At 74.1% G+C, this 22939-nt stretch carries 20 protein-coding genes and 1 pseudogene; 11 read left to right on the top strand and 10 right to left on the bottom strand.

Annotated features, from left to right (window positions below):
* Window positions 1–66: 66 nt before the first annotated feature.
* Window positions 67–1701: an SDR family oxidoreductase gene (locus tag AC07FY_RS30550; RefSeq protein ID WP_479012867.1), complete on the bottom strand. Its 1635-nt coding sequence runs from the start codon at window positions 1699–1701 to the stop codon at window positions 67–69.
* A 253-nt stretch (window positions 1702–1954) separates the two neighbouring features.
* Here AC07FY_RS30550 and AC07FY_RS30545 point away from each other — a divergent pair, with 253 nt between their 5' ends.
* Window positions 1955–2557, top strand: a complete 603-nt coding sequence (locus AC07FY_RS30545) for an RNA polymerase sigma factor (RefSeq protein ID WP_479012864.1) — start codon at window positions 1955–1957, stop codon at window positions 2555–2557.
* Between the two features lie 125 nt (window positions 2558–2682).
* On the opposite strand, the gene AC07FY_RS30540 is transcribed toward AC07FY_RS30545, so the two are convergent.
* Window positions 2683–3720: a MerR family transcriptional regulator gene (locus tag AC07FY_RS30540; RefSeq protein WP_479012861.1), complete on the bottom strand. Its 1038-nt coding sequence runs from the start codon at window positions 3718–3720 to the stop codon at window positions 2683–2685.
* 399 nt (window positions 3721–4119) lie between these two features.
* Between AC07FY_RS30540 and AC07FY_RS30535 the strand changes: the two genes are divergently transcribed.
* The 4 genes from AC07FY_RS30535 (at window position 4120) to AC07FY_RS30520 (ending at window position 7632) form a co-directional block, all read left to right on the top strand.
* Window positions 4120–5187, top strand: a complete 1068-nt coding sequence (locus AC07FY_RS30535; protein ID WP_479012858.1) for an AraC family transcriptional regulator — start codon at window positions 4120–4122, stop codon at window positions 5185–5187.
* A 90-nt stretch (window positions 5188–5277) separates the two neighbouring features.
* Window positions 5278–6135, top strand: a complete 858-nt coding sequence (locus AC07FY_RS30530; RefSeq protein WP_479012855.1) for a VOC family protein — start codon at window positions 5278–5280, stop codon at window positions 6133–6135.
* 199 nt (window positions 6136–6334) lie between these two features.
* Complete coding sequence (locus AC07FY_RS30525) at window positions 6335–6742, top strand: DUF3224 domain-containing protein (RefSeq protein WP_479012852.1); 408 nt, start codon at window positions 6335–6337, stop codon at window positions 6740–6742.
* Between the two features lie 176 nt (window positions 6743–6918).
* The gene (locus AC07FY_RS30520; protein ID WP_479012849.1) at window positions 6919–7632 is read left to right on the top strand and encodes a GbsR/MarR family transcriptional regulator; all 714 of its coding nucleotides are present in this window, start codon (window positions 6919–6921) and stop codon (window positions 7630–7632) included.
* 33 nt (window positions 7633–7665) lie between these two features.
* Here AC07FY_RS30520 and AC07FY_RS30515 read toward each other — a convergent pair whose 3' ends face one another.
* A complete protein-coding gene (locus AC07FY_RS30515) occupies window positions 7666–8328 on the bottom strand; it encodes a DUF5701 family protein (RefSeq protein ID WP_479012846.1) in 663 nt (220 codons plus the stop codon).
* A gap of 233 nt (window positions 8329–8561) precedes the next feature.
* Between AC07FY_RS30515 and AC07FY_RS30510 the strand changes: the two genes are divergently transcribed.
* Window positions 8562–10172 (top strand): extracellular catalytic domain type 2 short-chain-length polyhydroxyalkanoate depolymerase, encoded by a 1611-nt coding sequence (locus AC07FY_RS30510; protein WP_479012843.1) that lies wholly within the window; start codon window positions 8562–8564, stop codon window positions 10170–10172.
* A gap of 34 nt (window positions 10173–10206) precedes the next feature.
* Here AC07FY_RS30510 and AC07FY_RS30505 read toward each other — a convergent pair whose 3' ends face one another.
* Complete coding sequence (locus AC07FY_RS30505; protein ID WP_479012840.1) at window positions 10207–10650, bottom strand: hypothetical protein; 444 nt, start codon at window positions 10648–10650, stop codon at window positions 10207–10209.
* 123 nt (window positions 10651–10773) lie between these two features.
* Here AC07FY_RS30505 and AC07FY_RS30500 point away from each other — a divergent pair, with 123 nt between their 5' ends.
* Complete coding sequence (locus tag AC07FY_RS30500; protein ID WP_479012837.1) at window positions 10774–11313, top strand: DM13 domain-containing protein; 540 nt, start codon at window positions 10774–10776, stop codon at window positions 11311–11313.
* 74 nt (window positions 11314–11387) lie between these two features.
* Window positions 11388–12597, top strand: a pseudogene (locus tag AC07FY_RS30495) (glycosyltransferase).
* A gap of 163 nt (window positions 12598–12760) precedes the next feature.
* Here the strand turns inward: AC07FY_RS30495 and AC07FY_RS30490 are convergent.
* Window positions 12761–13318, bottom strand: coding sequence for a hypothetical protein (locus tag AC07FY_RS30490; protein ID WP_479012834.1), 558 nt, complete (start codon window positions 13316–13318; stop codon window positions 12761–12763).
* Window positions 13319–13549: 231 nt separating this feature from the next.
* On the opposite strand from AC07FY_RS30490, the gene AC07FY_RS30485 reads away from it, so the two are divergent.
* From AC07FY_RS30485 to thpR, 3 genes are all read left to right on the top strand, one after another.
* Entirely contained in the window at window positions 13550–14890 is a 1341-nt protein-coding gene (locus tag AC07FY_RS30485) for a cytochrome P450 family protein (RefSeq protein WP_479012831.1), read from the top strand.
* Window positions 14891–14962: 72 nt separating this feature from the next.
* Complete coding sequence (locus AC07FY_RS30480) at window positions 14963–16075, top strand: amidohydrolase family protein (RefSeq protein ID WP_479012828.1); 1113 nt, start codon at window positions 14963–14965, stop codon at window positions 16073–16075.
* A gap of 62 nt (window positions 16076–16137) precedes the next feature.
* The gene (gene thpR, locus AC07FY_RS30475; protein WP_479012825.1) at window positions 16138–16722 is read left to right on the top strand and encodes an RNA 2',3'-cyclic phosphodiesterase; all 585 of its coding nucleotides are present in this window, start codon (window positions 16138–16140) and stop codon (window positions 16720–16722) included.
* Between the two features lie 100 nt (window positions 16723–16822).
* Here the strand turns inward: thpR and AC07FY_RS30470 are convergent, their stop codons facing one another.
* The 5 genes from AC07FY_RS30470 to AC07FY_RS30450 form a co-directional block, all read right to left on the bottom strand.
* A complete protein-coding gene (locus AC07FY_RS30470; RefSeq protein WP_479012822.1) occupies window positions 16823–17338 on the bottom strand; it encodes a hypothetical protein in 516 nt (171 codons plus the stop codon).
* 148 nt (window positions 17339–17486) lie between these two features.
* On the bottom strand, window positions 17487–18107 hold the full coding sequence (locus tag AC07FY_RS30465; RefSeq protein ID WP_479012820.1) for a nucleoside/nucleotide kinase family protein: 621 nt from the start codon (window positions 18105–18107) through the stop codon (window positions 17487–17489).
* 57 nt (window positions 18108–18164) lie between these two features.
* Window positions 18165–19607 carry an extracellular solute-binding protein gene (locus tag AC07FY_RS30460; protein WP_479012817.1) on the bottom strand — a complete coding sequence of 481 codons (1443 nt, stop codon included), beginning with the start codon at window positions 19605–19607 and terminating at the stop codon, window positions 18165–18167.
* The gene (locus AC07FY_RS30455; protein ID WP_479012814.1) at window positions 19604–22327 is read right to left on the bottom strand and encodes a VWA domain-containing protein; all 2724 of its coding nucleotides are present in this window, start codon (window positions 22325–22327) and stop codon (window positions 19604–19606) included. The genes AC07FY_RS30460 and AC07FY_RS30455 overlap by 4 nt, the downstream gene beginning before the upstream one ends.
* 4 nt (window positions 22328–22331) lie before the next feature.
* A complete protein-coding gene (locus AC07FY_RS30450; RefSeq protein ID WP_479012812.1) occupies window positions 22332–22694 on the bottom strand; it encodes a hypothetical protein in 363 nt (120 codons plus the stop codon).
* Between the last annotated feature and the right edge of the window lie 245 nt (window positions 22695–22939).

Below are 22939 nucleotides of genomic sequence, written 5' to 3'. Positions count from 1 at the left end.
CGCTCCGTATCGGTTGGGCGGATGCCGGCTGAGGGGTCTTCCCCAAGGCGGCCGTTCGCGGATGCGCTATCCGTCACCGGGCGGGGAAGCGGGGGACGGGGAGGAGCCGGGGAACGGGGAGGAGCCGCGGGACGGCGCGGCGGCGGCGTCGCGTTCGGCGGCGCCGTCGCGTTCGGCGGCGCGGGTGATGTTGCGGGCCATGCCGCCGAAGACCACGGCGTGGAAGGGGGCCACGCTCCACCAGTAGAGGTGGCCGAGGAGCCCCCGCGGGTGGAAGAGCGCGCGTTGGCGGTAGGTCGCGCCGCCCGGCCCGGCGGTCCCGGCACGGGGATCGGCGTACATCTCCAGCCAGGCCAGCCCCGGCAGCCGCATCTCCGCGCGCAGCCGCAGCAGGTGGCCGGGCTCGATCTCCTCGACCCGCCAGAAGTCCAGCGAGTCGCCCACCCGCAGCCGCGAGGCGTCGCGGCGGCCGCGCCGGATGCCGACTCCGCCGACGAGCCGGTCGAGCCAGCCCCGGATGGCCCACGCGAGGGGGAAGGAGTACCAGCCGTTGTCACCCCCGACCCCCTCGATGATCTTCCACAGCGCATGCGGGGAGGCGGTGGTGGCCCGGGTCCGGTCGTCGGTGTAGAGGCTGCCGCCGGCCCACGCCGGGTCCGTGGGCAGCGGATCGCTCGGTGCGCCGGGGACGGAGGCGTTGGACCAACGGGTGGTCACGTTGGCCTCGCGCACGCGCTCGAGGGCCAGGGCGAGCGCCCGGTCGAAGGGGACGGGGGTGCCCGGCGGGTCGGGTACGTAGCGGGCCACGTCGTGCTCGTCGCAGACCACCTCGTGGCGCAGCGATTCGGCGAGCGGCCGGGCCAGCCCGCGCGGAACCGGGGTGACCAGGCCGATCCAGTGGCTGGACAGGCGCGGGGTGAGCATGGGCACCCGAAGGATCAGCCGGTGTCGCAGACCCGCCACGGCGGCGTAGCGGCGCATCATCTCCTCGTACGTCAGGACGTCCGGCCCGCCGATGTCGAAGGCCCGGTTCACGTCGGCGGGCATGGTCGCGCTGCCGACGAGGTAGCGCAGCACGTCGCGGACCGCGATCGGCTGGACCCGGCTGCCGACCCAGCTCGGGGTGACCATGACCGGGAGCCGCTCGGTGAGGTAGCGCAGCATCTCGAAGGAGGCGGAGCCGGAACCGATGACGACCGCCGCACGCAGGACCGTCGCCGGCACCTCACCCTCCAGGAAGATCCGGCCGACTTCGGCGCGGGAGCGCAGGTGGGGGGAGAGACGGTGGTCGGGCACGTCGGCGGGCACCAGCCCGCCCAGGTACACGATGCGCCGCACACCCGCGATGCGGGCCTCCTCGGCGAACGTACGGGCCGCCTCCCGGTCGCGTTGCTCGAAGGCGCTGCCGGAGTTCAGCGAGTGCACGAGGTAGTAGGCGACGTCCACCCCGCGCAGCGCGTCGCCGGTCGACGCGGCGTCGGTGACGTCTCCCCGGACGATCTCGGCGCGCCCGGCCCAGGTGTGGTCGCGCAACCGCTCGGGCGACCTGGCCAGGCAGCGGACCGCGTGGCCCGCATCGAGCAGCTCGGGCACCAGACGGCCCCCGATGTAGCCGCCGGCTCCGGTGACCAGGCAGAGCAGCGGACCCCGCGGTTGCGGGGGTTCCGTCGTGGGCCCGGGTTCGTCGCTGGGTGCGGACATGGGTGCCTCCACTTCGAGCGGTTTCGTGCGAGGGAACGGCTGTTACCGCCTTGGATGCCTTCATTGCGGGGAGCCCGGGCGGATGCACCACCCGTACCGGGCAGGGGCGGAGCGGGCGGAGGCTGGCGCGTCGATATCGATGCAGAAACGCTGCAAGTTGCGGGCGGGGAGCGCCGGAAGCCACGCTCGTCGGGCTGCGGCACCACGCCCGCCTGCGTCACCCCGCCCGTTCTCGGCACGAGGAGCCGGACCCATGGTTCTCGCCAGCACCGCGACCCGTACACCGTCCGACGAGACGCGCGAGCTCGTCGAGCTCTCCAGGCGGTTCAAGGAGGGCGACGAGGAATCGTTCACCGACGCCTACCGGCGCTGGGGCGGCATGGTGCACACCATGGCCTGGCGCACGACGGGCGATCGGCACACCGCGGAGGACATCACCCAACAAGTGTTCTTCGACGCCTGGCGGGGCCGCCACCGCTACGACCCGCAGCGCGGCGATCTGGCGGCATGGCTCGCGGGCATCACCCGCCACAAGGCCATGGACGCACTGACCGTACGGACCCGGCTCACAGCCGCCGTACGCGCCGAGTGCACGGAGTCCGGCGACCGGCAGGACACGGCGCCCGGCGGGGGCCCCGAGGCGGCGCTGGACCGGGTGCTCCTTCTGGAGGCCCTGACGGGTCTGCCCGTGCACCAGCGCGAGGTGCTGTGCCTGGCCTTCTACGGAGGTCTGACGCAGGTGGCGATCTCCGAGTGGACCGGCATGCCGCTGGGCACGGTCAAGAGCCACATGCGCAGGGGTCTGCGGTCGCTGCGCCGGAGCCTGGACGGCCCGGGCGGGAACCGGGAGTCCTGAAACGGACCTCTCCGCTCCGCCGACCGGTCGGCCGTCGGAGGTCGACGGTCGGAGGCCGGAGGTCGGAGGCCGGAGGCCGGAGATCGGCGATCGGCGATCGGCCGTCGTGCAGGCGGCAGTCGTCGTCAACCGCCGTACTCCCCGGCGGGCGCGGGACCCACCAGGGCGCGGATCACCTCCAGGCCCGAGCCCAGTCCGGTGAGCCGCCGGCGTCCCGCCGCGCGCACGCCCGCCCAGCCCGGTCCGGCGAGCAGCAGCTCCGGCTGCGACCGCGCGCCCCTGACCCCCCACCGCGCGCCGGAGACGACCTCGACCACCCGGTCGAGGTCCACCCCGGCCGGTTTGACCTGCGCCCACAGCACGACGACCGAGGGGCCCACCCTCCGCACCGCCTCGCGCAGCGCGTCCACCGGCAGCGCCGGGCCGAACATCCGCCGGGGCAGACCGGCCTCCCCGAGGGCGGCGTACAGCGCTTCGAGGGGCAGGCTGTGCTGTTCGCCGGGCGCGCACGCGAGGAGTACGGGCGGCCCGCCGGCGCTCTCGGCACCCTGGCGGGCCTGCCGCAGGGCCGTCGACACGTGCCAGGACAGCAGGTGCTCGACCTCGACGTAGCGCTCCCCCGATGACGCCCACTTGCGGCCCACGGCGTGCAGCGCGGGCGCGATGATCTCCTCCCAGGTGACGACGCAGCCGTAGGTGTCGAGGGCGCGCGCGAGGAGTTCGGCGACGGCCACCGAGTCGAGCCGCACCGCCGCACGGCCCAGCCCGCGGCACTCCTGGCGCACGGCGCCCAGTGGCAGCGCGCCGCGCCCTCCGGGCGTGTGCGAGCCGGTGCCGGCGGGCGCCTGCTCCGCCGCCCGGGCTTGCTCTACGGGGCTCCCGGGGGGAAGGACCGTCGGGCTCGTCGAGCCCATCGCCGCCCGGGCCGCCTCCGCGGGCGGTACGCCCTGCGCGGTGAGCAGACACATCCGTTCGAGTCGGGAGACGTCCGGCGGGAACCACCGCCGGTGCCGGCCGTGCTCCCGGTCCGCCGGCCCGATGCCGTAACGCCGCTCCCAGGAGCGCAGGGTCGTCGGCGAGACCCCGAGCCGCCTCGCCACGGCTCCGGTGCTCAGGCCCACCCCGCCCGCGCGGGCAGCGGGGGTGTGCTCGTGGCCGCTCATCCCGTCAGCGTAATGCGGTGACGTGCCGTGGTCGGTGGCACGGCGGCGCCGGGGCGGCGGGCCGACGTGCTGTGCGCCGCGCGCACGCGATGGTGGTGCGGGCCCCCCACCCCCGTGGGGGGGCTCCGCTCACGATGTCCACACGGCAACTCCGAAGGGCTGGGCCGGGGACGCGCACACGCGTCGGCCGCCACCCGTCGCCAGGTGCTGGACCGTGCCGGCCGCACCGCGTGGGAACGATCACCACGCTACGGCCGGGAGGACCGGTCGCCCAGGACAGCACGCGCCAGCCAGGGGACCGTACGCGCCACGGGGGGACCGTACGCGCCGAGGTGGGGACACCGGGCGCCAGGATCCGGAGCCGGGCCGGCGGCTCACGCTCGTCTATGCTCGGCGCCTGTGGCCGCGCACGAACATCAGGGAACGACTTCCTCCGCTCTCACCCGACTGAGCGTCAAGGCCGCTCGGCTGCTCGATGTACCACCGCAGGACTACGCGCACCTGCCGGGCCTGGCGCCCGAGCACCTCGACGACGACCGGTGCCGGACTCCTTCCGCCACGGGGATCCGCATCGCGGAACTGACCACCGCCCGCGCCCCCTGGACCGAGCTCTCCCTGGTGCTGGCCCGGCAGTCGGACATCGGGACCTTCGGAGTGTGGGACTACCTGATCACCTCCGCGCCCACCCCGCTCGAAGGGATCCGGGACGCCGCCGCGTACATCGCCACCGTCGCCGACACCTCCACCGACACCCTCCGGGTCGCCGAGGACCGCGGACACGTCACGGTCAGCCACCTCAACCAGGCCGACCTGGCCCACGAAGCGGCCTGCGCCATCCGCGGCTACGCGCTCGGCCTCTACCAGCGGCGGCTGAGCGAGGCCGCGCAACGCCGCCTCGTACCCGTCCGGGTCACCCTGGCCGCCGAGGCGCCCCGCCGGCACGACAGGCTGATCGAGCTGTACGGCACGCGCGCCATCGAGTTCGGAGCACCGGACAGCGCGATCACCTTCCGGTCCGCCGATCTCCACGCCCCGGCGCCCCACGCCCAGCCGGGCCTGTCGGCCGTGCTGCGAAGACACGCCGAGCAGACGCTGGCCGCCGCGGTCCCGCTGTACGACTGGCTGGCCCTGTTCCGCGCCGCGTTGGCCTCCGCCCAGCAGGAGGCCACGCCGACGATGGCCCACGTGGCGCGGCGCATGGCCGTCAGTCCGAGGACCCTCCAGCGCCGCCTGGACGAACACGGCACCGGCTGGCACGACGAGCTCGAGGCCCTGCGGCGGGAGCGGATCACGCGGCTGCTCCACGACACCGACCTCGGGGTCGACGCGATCGCTGCGCGCGGCGGGTACGCCGACGCCCGCGCCCTGCGCCGCGCGGTCCGGCGCTGGTACGGCACCACGCCCGGGGCGCTGCGGCGCGCCGGCCGCCCGGTCGGGGAGGGTCGGCGCGCCGCCGCCGTCCGGTGATCGGCAGGTGCCCGGGCGGGCGATCGACAGGCGCGTGTCAGTGCCCGGTGCGACGCTGGGGATCCTGGACGGTCCATGAAAGGCACTCTCATGATCACCACTGACTTCCGCCCCGGTTCCCCCTGCTGGCTCGACCTCGGCGCTCCGGACGTCCGAGCCGCCGCCGCCTTCTACGGCGCGGTGTTCGGCTGGGAGTACGAGTCCATGGGCGGGGCGGGCGACACGGAAGGGGCCATGGCGGGGGGCGCGGACGGGGCCATGGCGGGGGGCGCGGACGGGGACATGGAGGGCGGCATGTTCCGGAAGGACGGCAAGATCGTCGCCGGACTCGGCAAGCTCACCGAGGAGGGCGCCCGCCCGGCCTGGATGATCTACTACAGCGTCGCCGACGCGACCGCCGCGACCCGGGCCGTCGAGAGCGCGGGCGGGACGGTGCGGGTGCCCCCGAGGGACCTCGACGAGTGGGGCCGGATGGCGCAGTACACCGACCCGCAGGGCGGCGAGTTCGCCGTCTGGCAGCCCGGCACCGACCAGGGCGTCGACCTGGTCGACGAACCGGGTTCGCTGTCGTGGACGGAGCTGTACACGACCGACGCCGAGGCCGCGAAGGAGTTCTACGGCGGTGTCTTCGGCTGGACCTTCAGCGGCATGGGGATGCCGGGCGGCTCGGGCACGTACCACCTCATCACCCCGGCCGGCCTGCCGGAGGAGCGCATGCACGGCGGCCTGATGCAACTCCCCGCGGAGCAGCTCGCGTTGACGAACGGACGGGCGTACTGGCACCCCGTGTTCCACGTCACCGACTGCGACGCGGCGGCGGCCCGGGTCACCGAGAGCGGGGGCAGCGTGCAGATGGGCCCGGAGGACGCCGAGGGCGTGGGCCGGCTGGCCGTCTGCCTCGACCCGTCGGGAGCGGACTTCGTGCTGCTGACCCCGGCTTCGCGCTAGGTCCTGTCGTCAGAGCAGGGCCAGGCGGGACTTTGACGACAGGGCCTGGACCGGACCGGCACGGTGGGCGGGGTCGGGAACATGACGAGCCATCACACACCCGGCGTCGTCAACCGGCACCTCGCGACGAACCCGCGGCACGCGGGCCCGATCTGCGAACCGGCCCTGCTGTGACGGACCCCTTCGGTACGGTCGGCACATGAGAGCTATGGCAACGTTCACCGTCAACACCTTCGTCCCGGCCGAGCTGAAGCCCGAACCCGCCGTGTCCACCGGCACACCGGTGGGTGTGGCGACGATGGAGAAACTCTTCCAGGGCGAGGTGGTGGGGCGCGCGGCGACCCTGTTCACCGCCGCGTTCGACGACGCGACCGGCGTCGGCACCTATGTGGCCATGGAGTCGTTCGAGGGCTCGGTGGGCGGTCGGGAGGGGTCCTTCAACTTCGTCCATTCCGCCTCCACGTCCGGCAACGACCGCACGGCGGAGTTCTTCACCATCGTGCCGTCGAGCGGCACCGGCGAGCTGACCGGCATCTCGGGTGCCGGGGGGCTGGCCGTCGACGACGACGGGACGCACCGCATCTGGTTCGACTACGAGATCGGCTGACCGAAGGTCCCCGAGCGGCAAGCACCGGCCCGCCGGCCGCGCCCGGCGGGCCGGTCGCCCGGCGCGAACCCCCCGTTGCTACGTTGCCTTTCTGACCTGAACAAGCAACCCATTGCAATGAACGGTCACCCAACGCTACGCTGGGCCCTCCGTCGACCACCGAAGGAGACCCCGCGATGCCGGGCGGCAGGCTCACCCAGCAGGAACGTCAGCAGATCTCCGCGGGACTGGCCGACGGCCTCGCCTACGCGGAGATCGCCCGACGCCTCGACCGTCCCACCTCGACGGTCACCCGCGAGGTGATGCGCAACGGCGGCCCGGCCTCCTACCGCGCCGACCTGGCCCACCGCGCCACCGAGCAGCGCGCCCACCGGCGCAGGCGCCCCGCCACCAGGGACGCGGACGCGCCGCCGCAGGCGCACGGGCGCGACGCGGAGGCGGTGCGTGCGTACGAAGAGGTGTTCGCCACCGTCTTCATGCAGTCGGGCCTGCCCAGGATGACCGCCAGGGTGCTGGCCTGCCTGTACACCACGGACGCCGGCAGCCTCACCGCCTCCGAACTCGCCGGGCGGCTGCGGATCAGCCCGGCGTCCGTCTCCAAGGCGATCGCGTTCCTCGAGAACCAGGGCCTCATCCGGCGGGAGCGCGACGAGCGCCGGCGCGAGCGCTATGTCGTGGACGACGACGTCCTCTACCAGTCGACGATGGCCGGCGCCCGCGCCACCGCCCACCTCGGCGAGATCGCCCGGCAGGGCGTGGACATCCTCGGCAGCGGCACGCCGGCCGCCGCCCGACTGGAGAACATCGCCCGCTTCGTCGACTTCATCTCCGAGAGCATCGCCCGCGCCGCGGACCAGGCGCGGGAGGTCCTCCACTCGAAGCCCGCGTAGGCGACGGCCCCTCCCGGCCCTCGGTGCCCCCTGCTACACGCGCCCCGTGGCGGAGGCGAAGCCCAGCCACGTGTGGCGGTTGCCCCACCAGCACCAGCCGACCTTCGGGGCGTCGCGCCGGTCGCGGCCGTCCCTCCCCAGGCCGTTGCTGATCCAGATGGCGGCGGTGCGCGCGTCGAGGGAGCCGTTCTCCTTGCGGAGCCGGGAGCCGATCGTCATGAAGCAGCGGTTGCGTTCGAGGACCGCCGGCTGCTGGAGCACCCACTGGATGCCCTCCGTCAGCAGGAGCGGGGTGCGGTGCGCTCCGGCGAGGGCGGGCAGCGCCTCGTCCGGGCTCCAGTTGGCCATGTCGTCGCCCCGGTCCAGGCCGGTGACCAGGTAGAAGGGAGCGTCCGGCAGGTCGACGGCACAGGGGGCGAACCGGTCCACGTCGGGCATGTCGGTGACGACGAAACCGGGCTTGCCCTGGCGGCGCAGCAGCGGCGCGAGGGCGGAGGCGGGGACGCGGTCCGGGTGGAGGGCGAGCAGGGCCCCGTCGTGCCCTCCGCCGGCCTCCTCGGCGCATGCGCGCAGCGCTTCGGCGGACACCCCGGCCAGAGCGTGCACGCCGAGTGCGATCAGGTGTTCCGCCTGGTCGGTCAGCGGCGGGAGGGCGGGAACGACGGCGGGGCACGAGGGCTGGGGCACGGTGGTCATCGGCTCACAATCCGCATCGAATCGGTGGACTCCACAGGAACGAGGCGGCCCGCCTGAGGGTTCCCGGTGTCCGGCGCAAACGCCACCTTGGCCGGGAACAGGGCGTCCAGAGGGGCGACCGCCACAGCCTGCCCGTCCGATGTGGTCACCCTCACCGTGCGTGCGGGACGCGGCGCGCAGCTAACGTCGCAGCCGTCCGGACCAGTGAGCTGTCCCACAGCGGTGGAGGGTGGATGTATCCAGTGATCGGAAGGCTCGGTGGGGCCGTGGCGGCCCTGGTGCTCGGCGTCGGCGCGCTCGTCGGCGGCTCGGGCCCTGCTGCCGCCGGCATCGCAGCGGCTGCCGTCCCGCCCGTGGCCGGCGAACTCAGGGCCTACAACGTCGACGGCGTCTACAGCGCGGGCGTGTCGTCCGGCGGGTACATGGCGACGCAGTTGCACGTGGCCCACTCCGCCACGTTCGACGGCTCGGCCGCCTTCGCCTCGGGGCCCCAGTACTGCGCGCAGAACGACCTGGGCAAGGCCCTGAACGCCTGCATGGAGGTCGTCCAGGACCTCCAGCTCGCCACTTTGAAGCAGATCACGTCGAACTGGTCGGCACAGGGCTCCGTCGACGACGTGGCCGGCCTGCGGGGCGACCCGGTCTACGTGTTCAGCGGGGCCAACGACTCGACCGTGGAACGCCCCGTGACCGCGGCGCTGGACGACTACTACCGGCACTTCGGCGCCGACGTGCTCTACAACAGGAGCACCGCCGCGGGTCACGCCTGGATCAGCCCGCTGGGTCCGAACGGGTGCACGGTCACCGCCACACCGTGGATCAACGACTGCGGGTTCGACGCCGAGCGCGAGTTCCTCGGGCACCTCCTGGGTTCGGTCAGCGAGCCCGCGGCCCGGCCCGGCGGCAGCCTGATCCGGTTCGACCAGAACCGCTACGCGCCCGGGGGCGCGGCGAAGCCGATCTCCATGGACGAGAACGGCTTCGTCTACGTCCCGGCGCCGTGTGCGGGCGGGGCCGCCTGCAAGGTGGTCGTCACGCTCCACGGCTGCAAGCAGGGCTACTCGTACCAGGGGTTCGGCACCCAATTCATCGACAAGGCCTACCTCAACGAGTACGCCGACACCAACGACCTGATCGTCCTGTACCCGCAAGCCGTCCCGACCACGACCCTCGACAACCCCAACGGCTGCTGGAACTGGTGGGGTTACCTCGGCGACTCCGCCTACGCCCGGCACGGCGGCAAGCAGATCGAGACGATCATGGGCATGGTCAAGGCGCTGCGCGGCACCGGCTCGACACCGCCGCCGACGGGCACCCTCACCCTGCCCAGCCTGGACGCCGAGGACGGCTATCTCAAGGCCGCGGGTGACGGCTCGGGGCCGGCCGTCGGCACTTTGGAAGGCGCGTACGGGCTGGCACTGGGGCGGGGCACCGACGGCAAGTACAACCGGGGCGTCCTGTCCTTCGACACCGGCGCCGTTCCCGCCGGGAGGGAGATCACCCGCGCCTGGGTGACCCTGACCAGGAGCAGCGGATCCGGTGACCCCTGGGCCGGGCCGGCCGGGAACCGCCTCCTCGTGGACGTCCACCGGGGCTGCCTCGGCGGTTGCGCGGTCGAGCCCTCCGACTGGGCCGCCGCCGCGACGGCCGCCGGCGCCGCGGACATCGGCCCTTTCACCTCGGGCAGCAAAGCCTCCGCTGACCTGTCCGCGGCGGGCCTGTCCGCGGTCAACCGTTCCGGACGCACCCAGGTCCGCCTTCGGTTCGAACAGAACCAGCCGGCCACGGCGTACCTCTTCGTCAACAGGGACACCCGGGCGACGCTGACGGTCGAGTACCGGTAGCCGGTGGCGGGCGGGCCGCGTCGCGCGGCGGTTCTCAGACCTCGCCGTCCTGTCCCGACCGCGGAGGAGGCTCGGGGGGCGCGGTGCCCGGCGAGCGGTCGGAGCCCGGCGTGCCGCCGGGGTCCAGCCCGGGACCGATGGCCGCCGGTCCCGACGGGTCGGGCCCCGGCCCCGGGAGCGGGTCGAGGCCCTTCTCCGCGCGCAGGTACTCCGCATCCGCCCGGCGGCGGTCGGCCTCCGCCCTGATCACCGCGGCGCGGCCGTCGTACTCGGCTGTGATCTGGGCGGCCCTGCCCTGCGATTCCGCCAGGATCGCCGCCGCCCGGCCCTCGTGCTCGGCCCGCGCGCCCTGCCCCCGAGCATGCCGCTGGGCGCCCTCCGCGCGCAGGATCCGCGACACGGCCAGGCTCACGGCCGTCAGGAACGCCGCCGGAATCCTGAAAGCCTGCAGCAGCGTCGACCGTTCGAGCGTGGGCATGCAGCGAGTATGCCGTCACGTCCACGGCCGGCGCTGCCCGGGCTGCCGGGGCCGGGCCTGGTTTCGGGGGTGCGGATGCCGTTGAATGCGGGCAACGGTCCCGTGCGATGGAGAGGACAGACGGTGGCGACGAAGAAACGGGGCGGCAGGAGGCTCGTCGGGATCCTGGTCCTCGCGACGCTGGCCCTGGGCGCCGGCCTCTACTGGTTCCAGCCCTGGAAGCTGTGGCAGGACGACACGGTCCGCGAAGCGCTCCCGGCAACGGCCCCGGCCGCGCCCCCGGCGGGCCCCTCCCCCGCCCCCGCGGCGCCGAAGACCGTCGCCGAGGGCACCTTCATCAGCCATGAGCACACCACCACGGGCACCGTGAAGCTGATCCGGCTCCCCGACGGCTCCCACACCCTGCGCCTGGAGGACCTGGACACGAGCAACGGACCCGACCTGCGCGTGCTGATCACCGACGCCCCCGTGCGCGAAGGCACCGCCGGATGGCACGTGTTCGACGACGGCAAGCACGTCAGCCTCGGCAAGCTCAAGGGCAACAAGGGGGACCAGAACTACGAGATCCCGGCCGCGGTGGACCCGGCCGCCTACTCCAGCGTCTCCGTCTGGTGCGACCGGTTCGACGTCTCCTTCGGAGCGGCCACCCTCAAGGCGGTCTGACCCGCCGCCCGTGCGGGGCGTGTTGCAAGAAGCACCGGCCGAAGCCGGTCACCGCGAGGACGGGAGTCCCGGAGATGCGCGTGGTGTTGTCGATGTACGGCTCGCGCGGCGATGTCGAGCCGGTGGTGGGGCTCGCCGTGCGGCTGCGGGGCCTCGGCGCGCGGGTGCGGGTCTGCGCGCCGCCGGACGAGGAGTTCGCGCGGCTGCTGGACGGCGCCGGCGTCGAACGGGTGCCTTTCGGCTTTCCGGTACGGGCGCTGGTGACCGGGGCGGTGGCCCCGGCGGCCGGGGACGCGCCCGGGCGTGCGGCCGAGCTGGTCTCCGCGCACTTCGACACCATCGCCGCCGCGGCCGAGGGGTGCGACGTCGTGGTGGCGTCCGGGCCGATGCCCGCCGGTGTGCGGTCGGTGGCCGAGAAGCTGGGGGTCCGCTACGTGTACGCGTGCTCCCACCCCTTCGAACTGCCGTCGCCGCACTACCGCCCGTCGCTGCGGCCCGGTCTGCCGCCCCCGCCCGGGGTGACCGGGCACCGTGACGCGTGGGACCTGGACGCCCGGCGGGTGAAGCGCTGTACGCGGAGCCGCTCAACACCCACCGGGCGTCGCTCGGCCTGCCTCCGGTGGACAACGTCCGCGACCACGTCTTCACCGCCCGGCCGTGGCCGGCGGCCGATCCGGTCCTCGGCCCGCGGCAGGCGATGACCGACCTCGATGTCGTCCGGACCGGGGCGTGGATCCTGCCGGACGAACGCCCCCTGCCGGCCGAGGTGGAGGCGTTCCTGGAGGCCGGCGCGGCGCCGGTGTACGTGGGCTTCGGCAGCTGCCGATGCGCGCCGTGCCGGACATCGCCCGGGTGGCCGTCGAAGCGGTCCGGGCGCGGGGCCGCCGCGTACTCGTCGGGCGCGGCTGGGCCGGGCTCGGTCCGTTCGACGGCCTGGACGACTGCCTCGCCGTCGGCGAGGTCAACCAGCAGGCGCTGTTCGGCCGGGTGGCCGCCGTGGTGCACCACGGCGGGGCGGGCACGACGACGACCGCCCGCGCCGGCGCGCCCCAGGTGGTGGTGCCGCAGATCGTGGACCAGCCGTACTGGGCGGCCCGGGTGGCCGAGCTGGGCATCGGCGCGGCGCACGACGGCCCGGCTCCGACCGTCGCGTCCCTGTCGTCGGCGCTCGGGACGGCGCTGGCGCCCGGCGTCCGCGCCCGGGCGCGGGCCGTGGCCGGCACGATCCGCACCGACGGGGCGGCGGTGGCCGCGCGGCTGCTCCTCGACGCGGTCCGCCGCTAGTGCTGCGGCCGGAAGGGTTTGCCGGGTCGCGGTGTCCGGTGCGGTGCATCGCAAGGCGGAGGGGCGCGGCTCGTACTGGACGTACGTGCGCGGTCCGACAACGCGGCGAGGTGCCGTGCCGGGCGCCGCGACGCGGTGAACCTTTCCGGTCACAGCACCAGGGTCAGGACTGCGGAGACGGCCGGGTGGTGCCGGGGCGGCAGTGCACGGTGGGGTTGTACGTCTCGAAGGTGCCCAGCGGGTTCTTCTTCCACAGCCACAGGTGCAGCGCGTAGTGGACCGGCTGGCCCGGGAAGTGGCCGCGCTGCGGGCCCTTGAACGCGGTGCCGAACAGCGCGGGCCGGTCGTCGTCCGTCGCCAGGTCCTGGTCCCGGTCGTAGACCAGCCACTGGACTCCGACCAGGCGCTTGCCGCCGCGCCCGTCGTCCTCGTAGAACAGCGCGGCCGGCTTCGCCGGGTCCACGGAGTTGTCGAGGGCGTGGTTGAAGTGCGGGTAGCCGAGCGCCCCCGGGCCCTCGCGGTTGACGACGCAGTACCGGTCCGGCACGTAGCCCGCCTCCACCGCGTTGGCGTGCACCTTGTAGCGGGCGGTCGCCTTGTAGGTGATCGCCTGGGCGGCCGCCGGGATCCGGCCGGAGTCGGCTCCCGCCCCGGGGGCGGCGACGAGCCCCAGGGTCAGCGAGGCGGCGATCGTGAGGACCGGGGTGAGGCTTCGGGCCATGTTCGGACTCCTTGGGAGGGCTGACGTCACGAGCAGCCTGTCCGGCGCCGCCCCGGCCCGCCACACGGCGCGACAGGTCGGCTGACCGCCGCCCGGGTGACGGCGGAGCGGGACGCGGGGCCCCGCCGGGCCCGGACGGCTCACCCCATCGACCCAACCGTGGTTTCGCGTCCGGCTCCGTCAGGGAACCGGTGTGTCCGCGGAAGTCGAGCGGCACGGAGGGTGCGGAACATGACGCAGGAGAACGCGGCACCGGGCGACCACGGTGCGCTGCACGACCTCGTGTCGGCCGTGTCCAGAGGCACGCCCGAGTTCCGGGCGTGCCCCCATCCCGTCTACGCGGCGCTGCGTGAGCAGGCGCCGGTGTGCCGGCTGACGCCCGCCCACGGGGTCGACACATACCTGATCACCCGTTACGACGACGCCCGGGACGCGCTTTCGGACCCGCGCTTCAGCAAGGACATGCGCGGCGCGATCGACACCTACCACGCCGTGTACGGCAGCTTCTTCGACGCGCTGGACGACAACGTCCTCAACTCGGACCCGCCGCGGCACACCCGGCTGCGCCGGGTGCTGCGGAGCGGTTTCACGCCCCGGCGGGTGGAGGAGATGCGGCCGAAGGTGACCGCGCTGGCGGAGCGGCTCCTCGGCGCGTGCCCCAAGGGCGACCCGGTCGACCTGATGTCGTCGTTCGCGTTCCCGCTCCCCATCGCGGTCCTGTGCGACCTGATGGGCATCCCCGAGGGGGACCGGCCCGAGATCCTCTCCCACTTCGCGGTGGTCTCGCGCGCCCGGTTCGACCCCCGGATGGGGGCGGAGCTGCAGGCGGCCGAGGAGTGGCTGCGGGACCGGCTGGCCCGGTTGATCGCGGACACCCGCGCACGCCCCTCGGACTCGTTCCTCACCGACCTCATCCGTGCCGAGGAGGGGTTGGACGACGCCGAACTGATCGCCTCGCTGTGGGTCCTGTTCTTCGCCGGCCACAAGACCACCGCGTTCCAGATCGGCAACTCCGTGCTGAACCTGCTCCTCCACCCGGAGCAGCTGGCCGCGCTCCGCCGGGACCCGCTGCTGGTCCCGCGGGCGGTGGAGGAGATCGTCCGCTTCGAGGGATCGGTGGAGTCGTCCACGTTCCGGTACGCGACGCAGGACGTGGAGGTCCGCGGCACGGTGATCCCCCAGGGGTCCCTGGTCCAGATCGCCCTCACCTCGGCCAACCGCGACCCCGGCAGGTTCGACTCCCCCGACGTCCTCGACGTGACGCGCGAGGGGCTCCAGAGCACACACCTGGGCTTCGGCCACGGTACGCACTACTGCCTGGGCGCGCCCTTGGCACGGCTCGAACTCGAGATCGCCCTCGGCTGCCTGCTGCGGGAGTTCCCGGAGATGGAGCTGGTGGACGCGGAGGCGAGCAAGGGGGCCTGGCTCAAGGGGCCGATGCCGGCGTTCCGGGGGCTGCAGGAGCTGCGGCTCGTCCTGGAGCCCTCCCGGCCGGCGGCGCGGGACGGCGTACCCCTGAAGTCCGTGCCCGCCGTGCCCGCCGTGGGGCCCGTCGCGCCCTTGGCTCCCTGACCCGCGCCGCGCCCGCGTGTTCCCGGCTATGCCCGGTCACCCCATCCAGCCCCGACGGACGGTGGATTTCGCATGACGGATTCCCTGAGCACCTCCCGGCTGCCCCTGCTCGGAGCGCCGACGGACGAGCCGCTGGGCTCCGCCCTCGGCGTCGAGGAGGCCGTCGGCGCTGAGGGAACCGTCGGCACGGCGCGCGTCCCGTCGGCCCCGGCCGGCACGGACGACCACGCGGCGACGTCGAAGATCGACATGCACCACCACTACTGCGCGCCGGAATGGAGGGAGTGGGCCGCGCGGCACGGGCTGGTCAAGCCCGAGAAGCTGCCTCCGTGGTCGCGGCTGGACACCGCTGCTGCGATCGCGTTCATGGACCGCGCGGGCATCTCCACGGCCGTGCTCAAGCCCATGCTGCCGGCGCGCTACCGCTCCACCGCGCAGCTGCGCGAGGCGATCAACATCACGCTCCAGTCGATGCTGGACGTGGCCAGCTCGCATCCGGGACGGTTCTCGTTCTACGTGCCGCTCTTCCTCGACGACCCCGACGCGTCGTCCTGGGCGGTACGCCGCGGGCTCGGCCGGCTCGGGGCGGTCGGTGTGAACGTGACGGCCAACCACGGTGGCGTCTACCTGGGCGATCCCTCCTACGACCGGGTGTTCCACGAGCTGAACGAGCACGCCGCCGTGGTCGACACCCACCCGCACAACCTGCCGGACGGCGCGCCGGGCGCGATGTCCGTTCCGGGGATCCCCAACTTCCTGTGCGACTTCCTGCTGGACACGACGCGGGCCGCAGTGAACATGATCGCCCATCGCACCCTCGACCGTTTCCCGGACATCTCGGTCATCCTGCCGCACGCCGGCGGCTTCGTCCCCTACATCGCGGGACGGCTGGAGGCGCTGGGCCGCTTCTGCGACCCGGCCGTCGAGCCCGCCGCGGTCCGCGACCACCTGCGCCGCTTCTACTACGACACCGCCGGTCCCATGGCCGGCGCCGCGACGCTCCTGGAGCACGTGCCCGCCGACCACCTCCTGTTCGGCACCGACTGGCCCGCGGCCCCCGCCGACACCGTGATGGACCTGGCGCTGCCCGCTCTGGAGGCGGATCCCGCCTTCACCCCGGACCAGCTGCGGGGCATCCACCACGACAACGCCCTGCGGCTGATCCCGCAGCTGGCGAGCGTCTGACCGGGGCCCCCGCACGGCCCGGAAGATGACCGGACCCCGCGCCACACGGTACGAAGTGTCCTGTGAACGCACAGAACCAGTCCGCGACCGTCCGGATATTCATCGCCCTCGCCCCGCCCGACGACGCGAAGGAGGAGCTCGCGAGGGAACTGCGCCCCGCCTACGAGGCGTACCCCGGCATGCGGTGGAACCGCATCGAGGACTGGCACATCACCCTGGCGTTCCTCGGGGAGCTCCCGGTCGGGACCGTTCCGCTGCTGCGGCCGCCGCTCGCGGCCCTCGCGGCCGCGCACCGGCCCGTACACCTGGCGCTGCACGGCGGCGGGCACTTCGACGACCGGGTGCTGTGGAGCGGGATCGGCGGGGATCTCGACGGGCTGCACCGGCTCGCCGGCGCGGTGCGGACGGTGGTCAGGGAGTGCGGCGTGCCCTTCGAGGACCGGCCGCTGCGCCCCCACCTGACGTTGGCACGGTCGCGCCGGACCGAACCGTCCTGCGCCGTGGAGGCGGCCGAGGCGCTCGACTCGTTCACCGGCCGCACCTGGCCGGCCGAGCGCCTGCACCTGGTCGGCAGCAACATCGGCCGCGGGCCGGGGCCGATCCACTACCGCGACATCGAGGCGTGGCGCTTCGGCGGCGGGGGCTGAGGCGCGTCGTACGGAGGGCTCCGCCGGTGCGCCGCACCGGCGGCGCCCGGAGTTCACCCGCGGGCACCGGCCGGGCCGGGCCCCTCGGGCGACGGGTGCGTCAGAGCGCGTTCTTCGAGGCGCTGGAGACGACGCATTCCTTGTACTCGCTGCCGTCGCCCTTGCCGGTGTACGTCGTGGTGGCCTCGGCCTGCTGGGAGGCGCCCGCCTTGACGGTGAGCCCGGTCACCCTGGCCGTGGCGGGGGTCGCGGTCGAGGCGGCGTCCCCGCGGAACTTCATGGTGATGTTGTAGGTGTAGCCGACCGAACCGCTGTTGGTGACGGTGATGCGGGCGACCAGGTTCTTGCGGGAGTCGTCCAGCTTGCAGCTTTCGATCTTGATGTCGCGCTCGGCCTTGTTGCTGCTGGAACCGCCGGTGGCGGAACCGCCGCTCGAACTGCCTCCGCTGCTCGTGCTGGAGCTGCCACCGTCGTTGCTGCCTCCGCCGGAGCTGCTCGAACTCGAGCCGGAACTGCTGCTGCTGTCGCAGCTGCCGCCGTGGGAGCCACGGGCTCCGGTGAGTGCGAACACGGCGATGCCGAAGACGGCGACTGCGCGGACATGGCGAAGCTTCACGTTCAACCCCGTTGGAATATCAGAGACCGAGACCGCCCATCTTGACGGGCGCACGTCACCCTAACAGCGAACTCCGCGTGCCCCGTCCGCCTTTGTCCTCCCCGCCGTGTCGCACTCGGCCGGGACCGGTGGGCGAAGGCGACGCCGCTCATCCCCCGTCGAGGACGAGGTCGGCCCGGTGGCGGCCGGCGGCGACGAGGCGGGCGTTCGGTTCGTCCGAGCGGGCCACCCAGGCCCGCGCGCGGGCCGGGTCCTTGCCGTGGCGGACGTGCCGGTCGACCAGGCGCCGCACCCGCTGCTCCTCGTCCGGGGCGAGGTACCAGACCTCGTCCAGCAGGGGCCGGACGGCCGCCCACTCCCCCGCGTCGTGCAGCAGGTAGTTGCCTTCGGTGATCACCAGCGGAACGGCCGGGGACACGGGGATGCTGCCCGCGACGGGTTCCTCGAGGGCGCGGTCGAAGGCGGGTGCGTACACCGTGCCGGCTGCGCATCCGCGCAGGCGGCGCAGCAGGCAGACGTACCCCGCGGCGTCGAAGGTGTCCGGGGCGCCCTTGCGGTCGGCCAGCCCCAGCCGGACCAGCTCGGCCTGGGCGAGGTGGAACCCGTCCATCGGGACCACCACGGCCGTCCGCGGCCCGAGGGCTGCGGCGAGCCGGGCGGCCAGCGTCGACTTCCCGGCCCCCGGCGGCCCGGCGATGCCGAGGATCCGCCGCCCGTCACCGGCGGCCAGCGCGGCCGCCCTCGCCACCAGTTCCGTCGTCGTGTGCACCCCGCCATCCTGCCCCGGCCTCCCCCGCCGCACGCGCGGGCCCGGGCCTGGCCGTCGTCAGCGGTGTGGCAGGGCGCCCTTCAGTTTGGCGTGCAGGTCCCGCGCGAGGCGGGCGTCCGTCGGCGGCTTGTCGGCGTACAGGCGGCGCAGTTCCGCGGTGAAGGTCTGGGTGAAGGCGCCGTACAGCGGGGTACGGGGGCGCTGGACGGCGTTCTCCAGCGCGGGCAGCAGCGTGTCGCGCGCGTACTTCGGCCGGCCCTGCCCGTCGCGCGGCATGCGGTCGGTGCCCTCGGCGTGGGGAGTGGCCGGGGCGGCGGCCTTGGCGACGCGGCACGTCAGGCCGTTCTCCTCGTACGCGGACCGTCTGGTGGCCGCGAAACCGGCGTCGAGCAGGCAGCGCTCGCTCTCCTTGCCGGTGAGGAACCTGATCAGCTCCTGCGCGGCCGGGCCGCGGTTCGATGCCCGGGTCACGGCGAGGTTCTGGCCGCCGAGGACGGCCCGGCCGGGCAGCGGGACCACCCCCAACTGCTCGGCGGCCAGGCTCTGGTGGAGGCTGCCGTAGGCGTAGGGCCAGTGGCGCAGGAACGCGGTGCGTCCGTCGGCGAAGTCACCGAGGGATCCGGCTTCGTCGGAGCGGGCCGCGTCGGCGAGCGTCAACGGGGCCTGGGTGCGGTTGCGCAGCTCCCCGATGCCCGCCGCCAGGGCCGCCTCGGAACCGGTGTACCGGCCGGCGCCGTCGGTGAGCGCCACCCCCTCACCGGCGGAGGCGAACGCCTCGATGCCGTTCACGGTCAGCCCCTCGTACGGGGCGAGTTGGGTGGTCCATCCCTTCTCGTAGCCGTCCGCCGCGCTCCGGCCGGTGTCCCCCACGGTGCCCATCAGCTGCTGGACGGTGGCCCAGTCGGTGTCCTTGCCGAGTTCGGTCTCCGTGACGCCCGCCTTCTTCAGGTAGTCACGGCGGTAGAAGAGCAGCCCGACGTCGCTGTTGAACGGGATGGCGTACAGCTTCCCCGCCCAGCGGGCGGTGGCCGCGACCGACGGGATCACATCCGCCTCCAGCAGCTCTTCGGGAAGGGACCGGACCAGGCCCGCGTCGGCGAACTCCGGTACCCAGGTGACGTCGAGGTTGACCACGTCGTACTCCGCGCTGCCGGACTGCAGCGCCCCCAGCAGCTGGCTGCGCTGCTGGTCCGCCGAACCGGGGAGTTCGACGAGCCGGGCGCGGAATGCGGTGCCCTTCTCCTCCTGCTGCCGGTTCCACTGCTCGATGAGCTGCTGCCGGATGCCGCCCTTGCCGGTGACATCCCGCCCGCTGGCCACCACGATCTCGCCCTCCGCGACGGCCGTGCCCGCGGGCCCGGCCGGGGGCCCGGAGGCCCGGCCGCCGCTCCCGCTGCACCCTCCCAGCGTGAGGCCCGCCACCAGCAGCGCGGCGCCGAGCCGGAGCCGGGCCCGGACGCGCCGGCCGGACCCCCCGCGCGGCACGGTGCCCCGTCTCATCCCTCGTCCCCCGTTCCCGCTCGGGCGACCTCGTCGCGCAGTCCGGCCACGAGATCGGTCCTGGTGTCGAGGCAGCGACCGCCGCTCGTCTCGGAGACGGCCGCCGCCGGCTTGCCCTGCTCGCAGCCACCGCCGTCCAGCATGGCCATGACCACCGGGACGCCCTTGTCCCGCGCGAGGGCGCGCAGGCCGTCGAGCCGTCCGCCCTCGGTCAGCCGGTCGTCGTCCTCGCCGTCGGTGATGAAGACGATCAGCTGCGGACGATCGTCGTCGGCGCCCCGCCGGGCCATGTCGTCCAGGGCGGCGGTCAGGGCCCGGTGCGGATCCGCCTCCACGTCCTTGACCTGGGCACGCTGGTCGACGGCGCGCTCGGCCTCCTCACGCCGGTAGCGGCCGAAGGGCAGCAGCTCCTGGTGGGCGAGCGTCGCACCGGGGGCGGCTCCCACCGCCCAGACGCCGTACTCGTCCTGCTCCCCCAGGCCGCCGAGCGACTGCTTGAGGATGCCGGGCGCTCCGCCGGGGCCCGCCCACAGGTCGCCCATGGAGCCGGAACTGTCGAGCAGGAACAGCACCCGGCCGGGTCCGTTCGCGTCGCGGTACTCCTTCAGGGCCTCGGCCATCGCGGTCTGGCGGGCCGGCGCGGGGAGGGCGCCGGGACCGGCGACGGCGCCGAACTCGCTGAAGGTGAGGTCGGGGGCGAGGGGCCGGTGTTCGCCCGTGGGGCTGCGGAAACCGTCCTTGCCGAACTCGGCCGGCCCGCCCTGGACCGCCTCCTCGTCGTTCCCCGTGCCGTTTCCTCCGGCCGTCCCGTCACCGCTACCGGTCAGCCAGGTGCGGAACCGCTCGACCGCGCCCTGCCGCGCGCCCTCGTCGCGCACGGCTCCGCTCCAGCGCACCCGTACGAAGGTGGGGTCCAGGCCCGGCACGTCGTCGGGGTAGGCGGCCAGCCGCACGGCGCGCGTCGTGCTGTCGCAGCCGACCCCGGACTTCAGCAGGAACTCCGGGACCAGGGCGGCGGTCCGGTCGTCGACGGCGTCGTCGTCCGGCAGGCTGCACAGCAGGCTGCCGCCGGTGGGCGAGGGCGGTCCGGGTTGCGCGACGCGGCCCTCGGCGCCGGCCGCGTTCGGCGTTCCGGCGCCGTACAGCCCGACGGTCGCGGCCAAGCCCGTGTCCGTGTGCTCCGGGTCCGGACGCCGTACCTCGGCCTTCGGCTCGCGGGTGCGCAGGGCGTCGATCAGCCGGGTGAGGCTCCCGGTCCGGTCGGCGACCGCTTCCGCCGCGAGTTGCTGCGGGACGGCGAGCACGAGGGGCGAGTAGGCGAACGGCGTCGGATCGATGAGGAGTTCCGCGTAGCTGCGCTGGTTGTGCGGCGGCCGGGCGCGGGCCGCGCTGGCCGAGGTCGCGGGAATCCAGATGTCCGGCTGGGGGCCGATGTCCCGCTGCGGGTTGACCGCCTCGGAGGTGGGCCGCTGCCAGGGATCGGACCGGTCGTGGAACGCGGCGACGACGTCCGCGGCCCCGGCGCTGTACACGGTGATGCCGCTGCGCCGGCAGCCGTCGTCGGTCCGGTTGTCGGCCGACACCAGGTACACCTCGGTCGCCTTGCGTACGGTGGGCTCGATCTCGGGGTCGGTGAGCAGCCGGAGTTCGATCGGCGGGGTGCAGGGCCCGTCGTCGGCGAAGAGGCCGCCGGCGAGGAGGCGGCCGGCGGGGACGAGCCCGGCGAGCAGGACGAGCACGCCGGCGGCGACCGCCACCAGGCGGGTCCTGCCGGTCAGGTGCCGGCGCAGGCTCCGGCCGGGGCCGCCGGCCGGGCGCGGACGACGGGTCCGGGGTCGTGCCCCCAGCGGCCACCGGCGCGGTGACGGCGGGCGGGGCGCGGGGTGGTGCGGCTCGGGCCGGTGCGGGATGTCCGGGGGGCCCGGCACGGTCTCCGCTCCCGGCGCCTCCGCCCCGGATCCGGCGGCCAGCACGACGTCCGTGCCGGAGCCGGCCGGACGGGCCTGCGGCTCCCACGGCTCGGCGGGCTCGCGCAGCGTCGTGTGGTGTGCGGACATGTGGGCCCGCAGCCCCTCCGCCAGCGCCCTGAAGCCCACGGGGGCACCGTCCGCGCCGACGCGCAGGCGGCGGATCAGCTCAGCGGTGAAGGGCGTCGCCGTGGCGTCGTCCCCCGCGTCGATCCGGTTGTTGGCCTGCACGCTCATCAGGAGGGAGATCCGGTGCCGCTGTGCGGTGTCGAGCGCGTCCCAGGCAGCCGAGGCGTTGCCCGCGTAGCAGCAGTCGAGCACGACGACCACGTGCTCGGCCCTGGTGCGGGTCAGCACGGTGAGGACGCTCTTCCAGGGCACGGCGCCCCGGAACACCGACTCGGTGCCCGCCACGATCGTCGCCGCGCGCATCAGCAGCCACAGCTCGTCGCCGGTGCTGGGCACGGCGCCGTGCCCGGAGAAGTAGAGCAGGAGCAGGCCCTCGGCCTCGTCGACGGCGTCGTCCAGACGGCGGTCGAACTCGTCGACGTTGCGCGGCCGGACGACGCCGATCTCGTGCTCGTGGAAGACCGCCCCCTCGGCCAGGGCCGCCGCGAGGCCGACGAGGTTGTGCTCGACGGCACCGAGGTCGCCGGGCACGCCGAAGGGATGGCCGGGCCGGGTGAACTCGTAGGAGGGCACGCCGACGAGCAGAGCCCGGTTCACCCTCCCGCGCGGGTCGAAGCGCGCCACCGCCCTACCTCGCGTCGCCGTCCGGGACGACCTCGACCTCCGGGGGCTCGCCCCGCTCCACGGCGCGACGGTTCTCCCGCCAGGCCCGTACCCCGCTCTTGACCTGCTCGTACACCTCGTCGAAGACCTTGGGGCCGGCAATGCCGACCAGGACCAGCACGATCTCCAGCCCGACGCCCATCGGAGTGCCCGGGCGCTCCTCGGCCCCGGCGCGCTCCCGGATCTCCAGGGCGCCGCTGTTTCTCAGCGCCTCCAGCTTGTGTTCGCGTTCCAACCACGCCTTCAGGGCTCCGACGTCGTTCGCGCTCGCACCCTGTCCCAGGCGTATGCTGACCAGCCTGTTCGCCACACCCTCCCCCTCGGTCATAACTCAGCATCATTGCATGCGAGTTGGGGGTGCGGGCAGATATCGGTCCGATGCGGTTCCCCGGTCCGCCCGCACCGGGGCGGCGGAGGGCGGACCCGCCGGGCAGGGCACGGGGTTCCCGGTCGGCGCCCGGCGCGGCGGCGCACCCCCGGCCGCCGTGCATGGCGGGGACGAACCGGGGCAGGTGCCGCAGGACAGCCCGGCCGGCCGGCCCGGTCGGCACCGCGCGGTGAGGCAGGAGGAGG

The organism is Streptomyces sp. NPDC045967, assembly GCF_056430495.1.
This window is presented reverse-complemented; position numbering and strand designations above follow the sequence as displayed.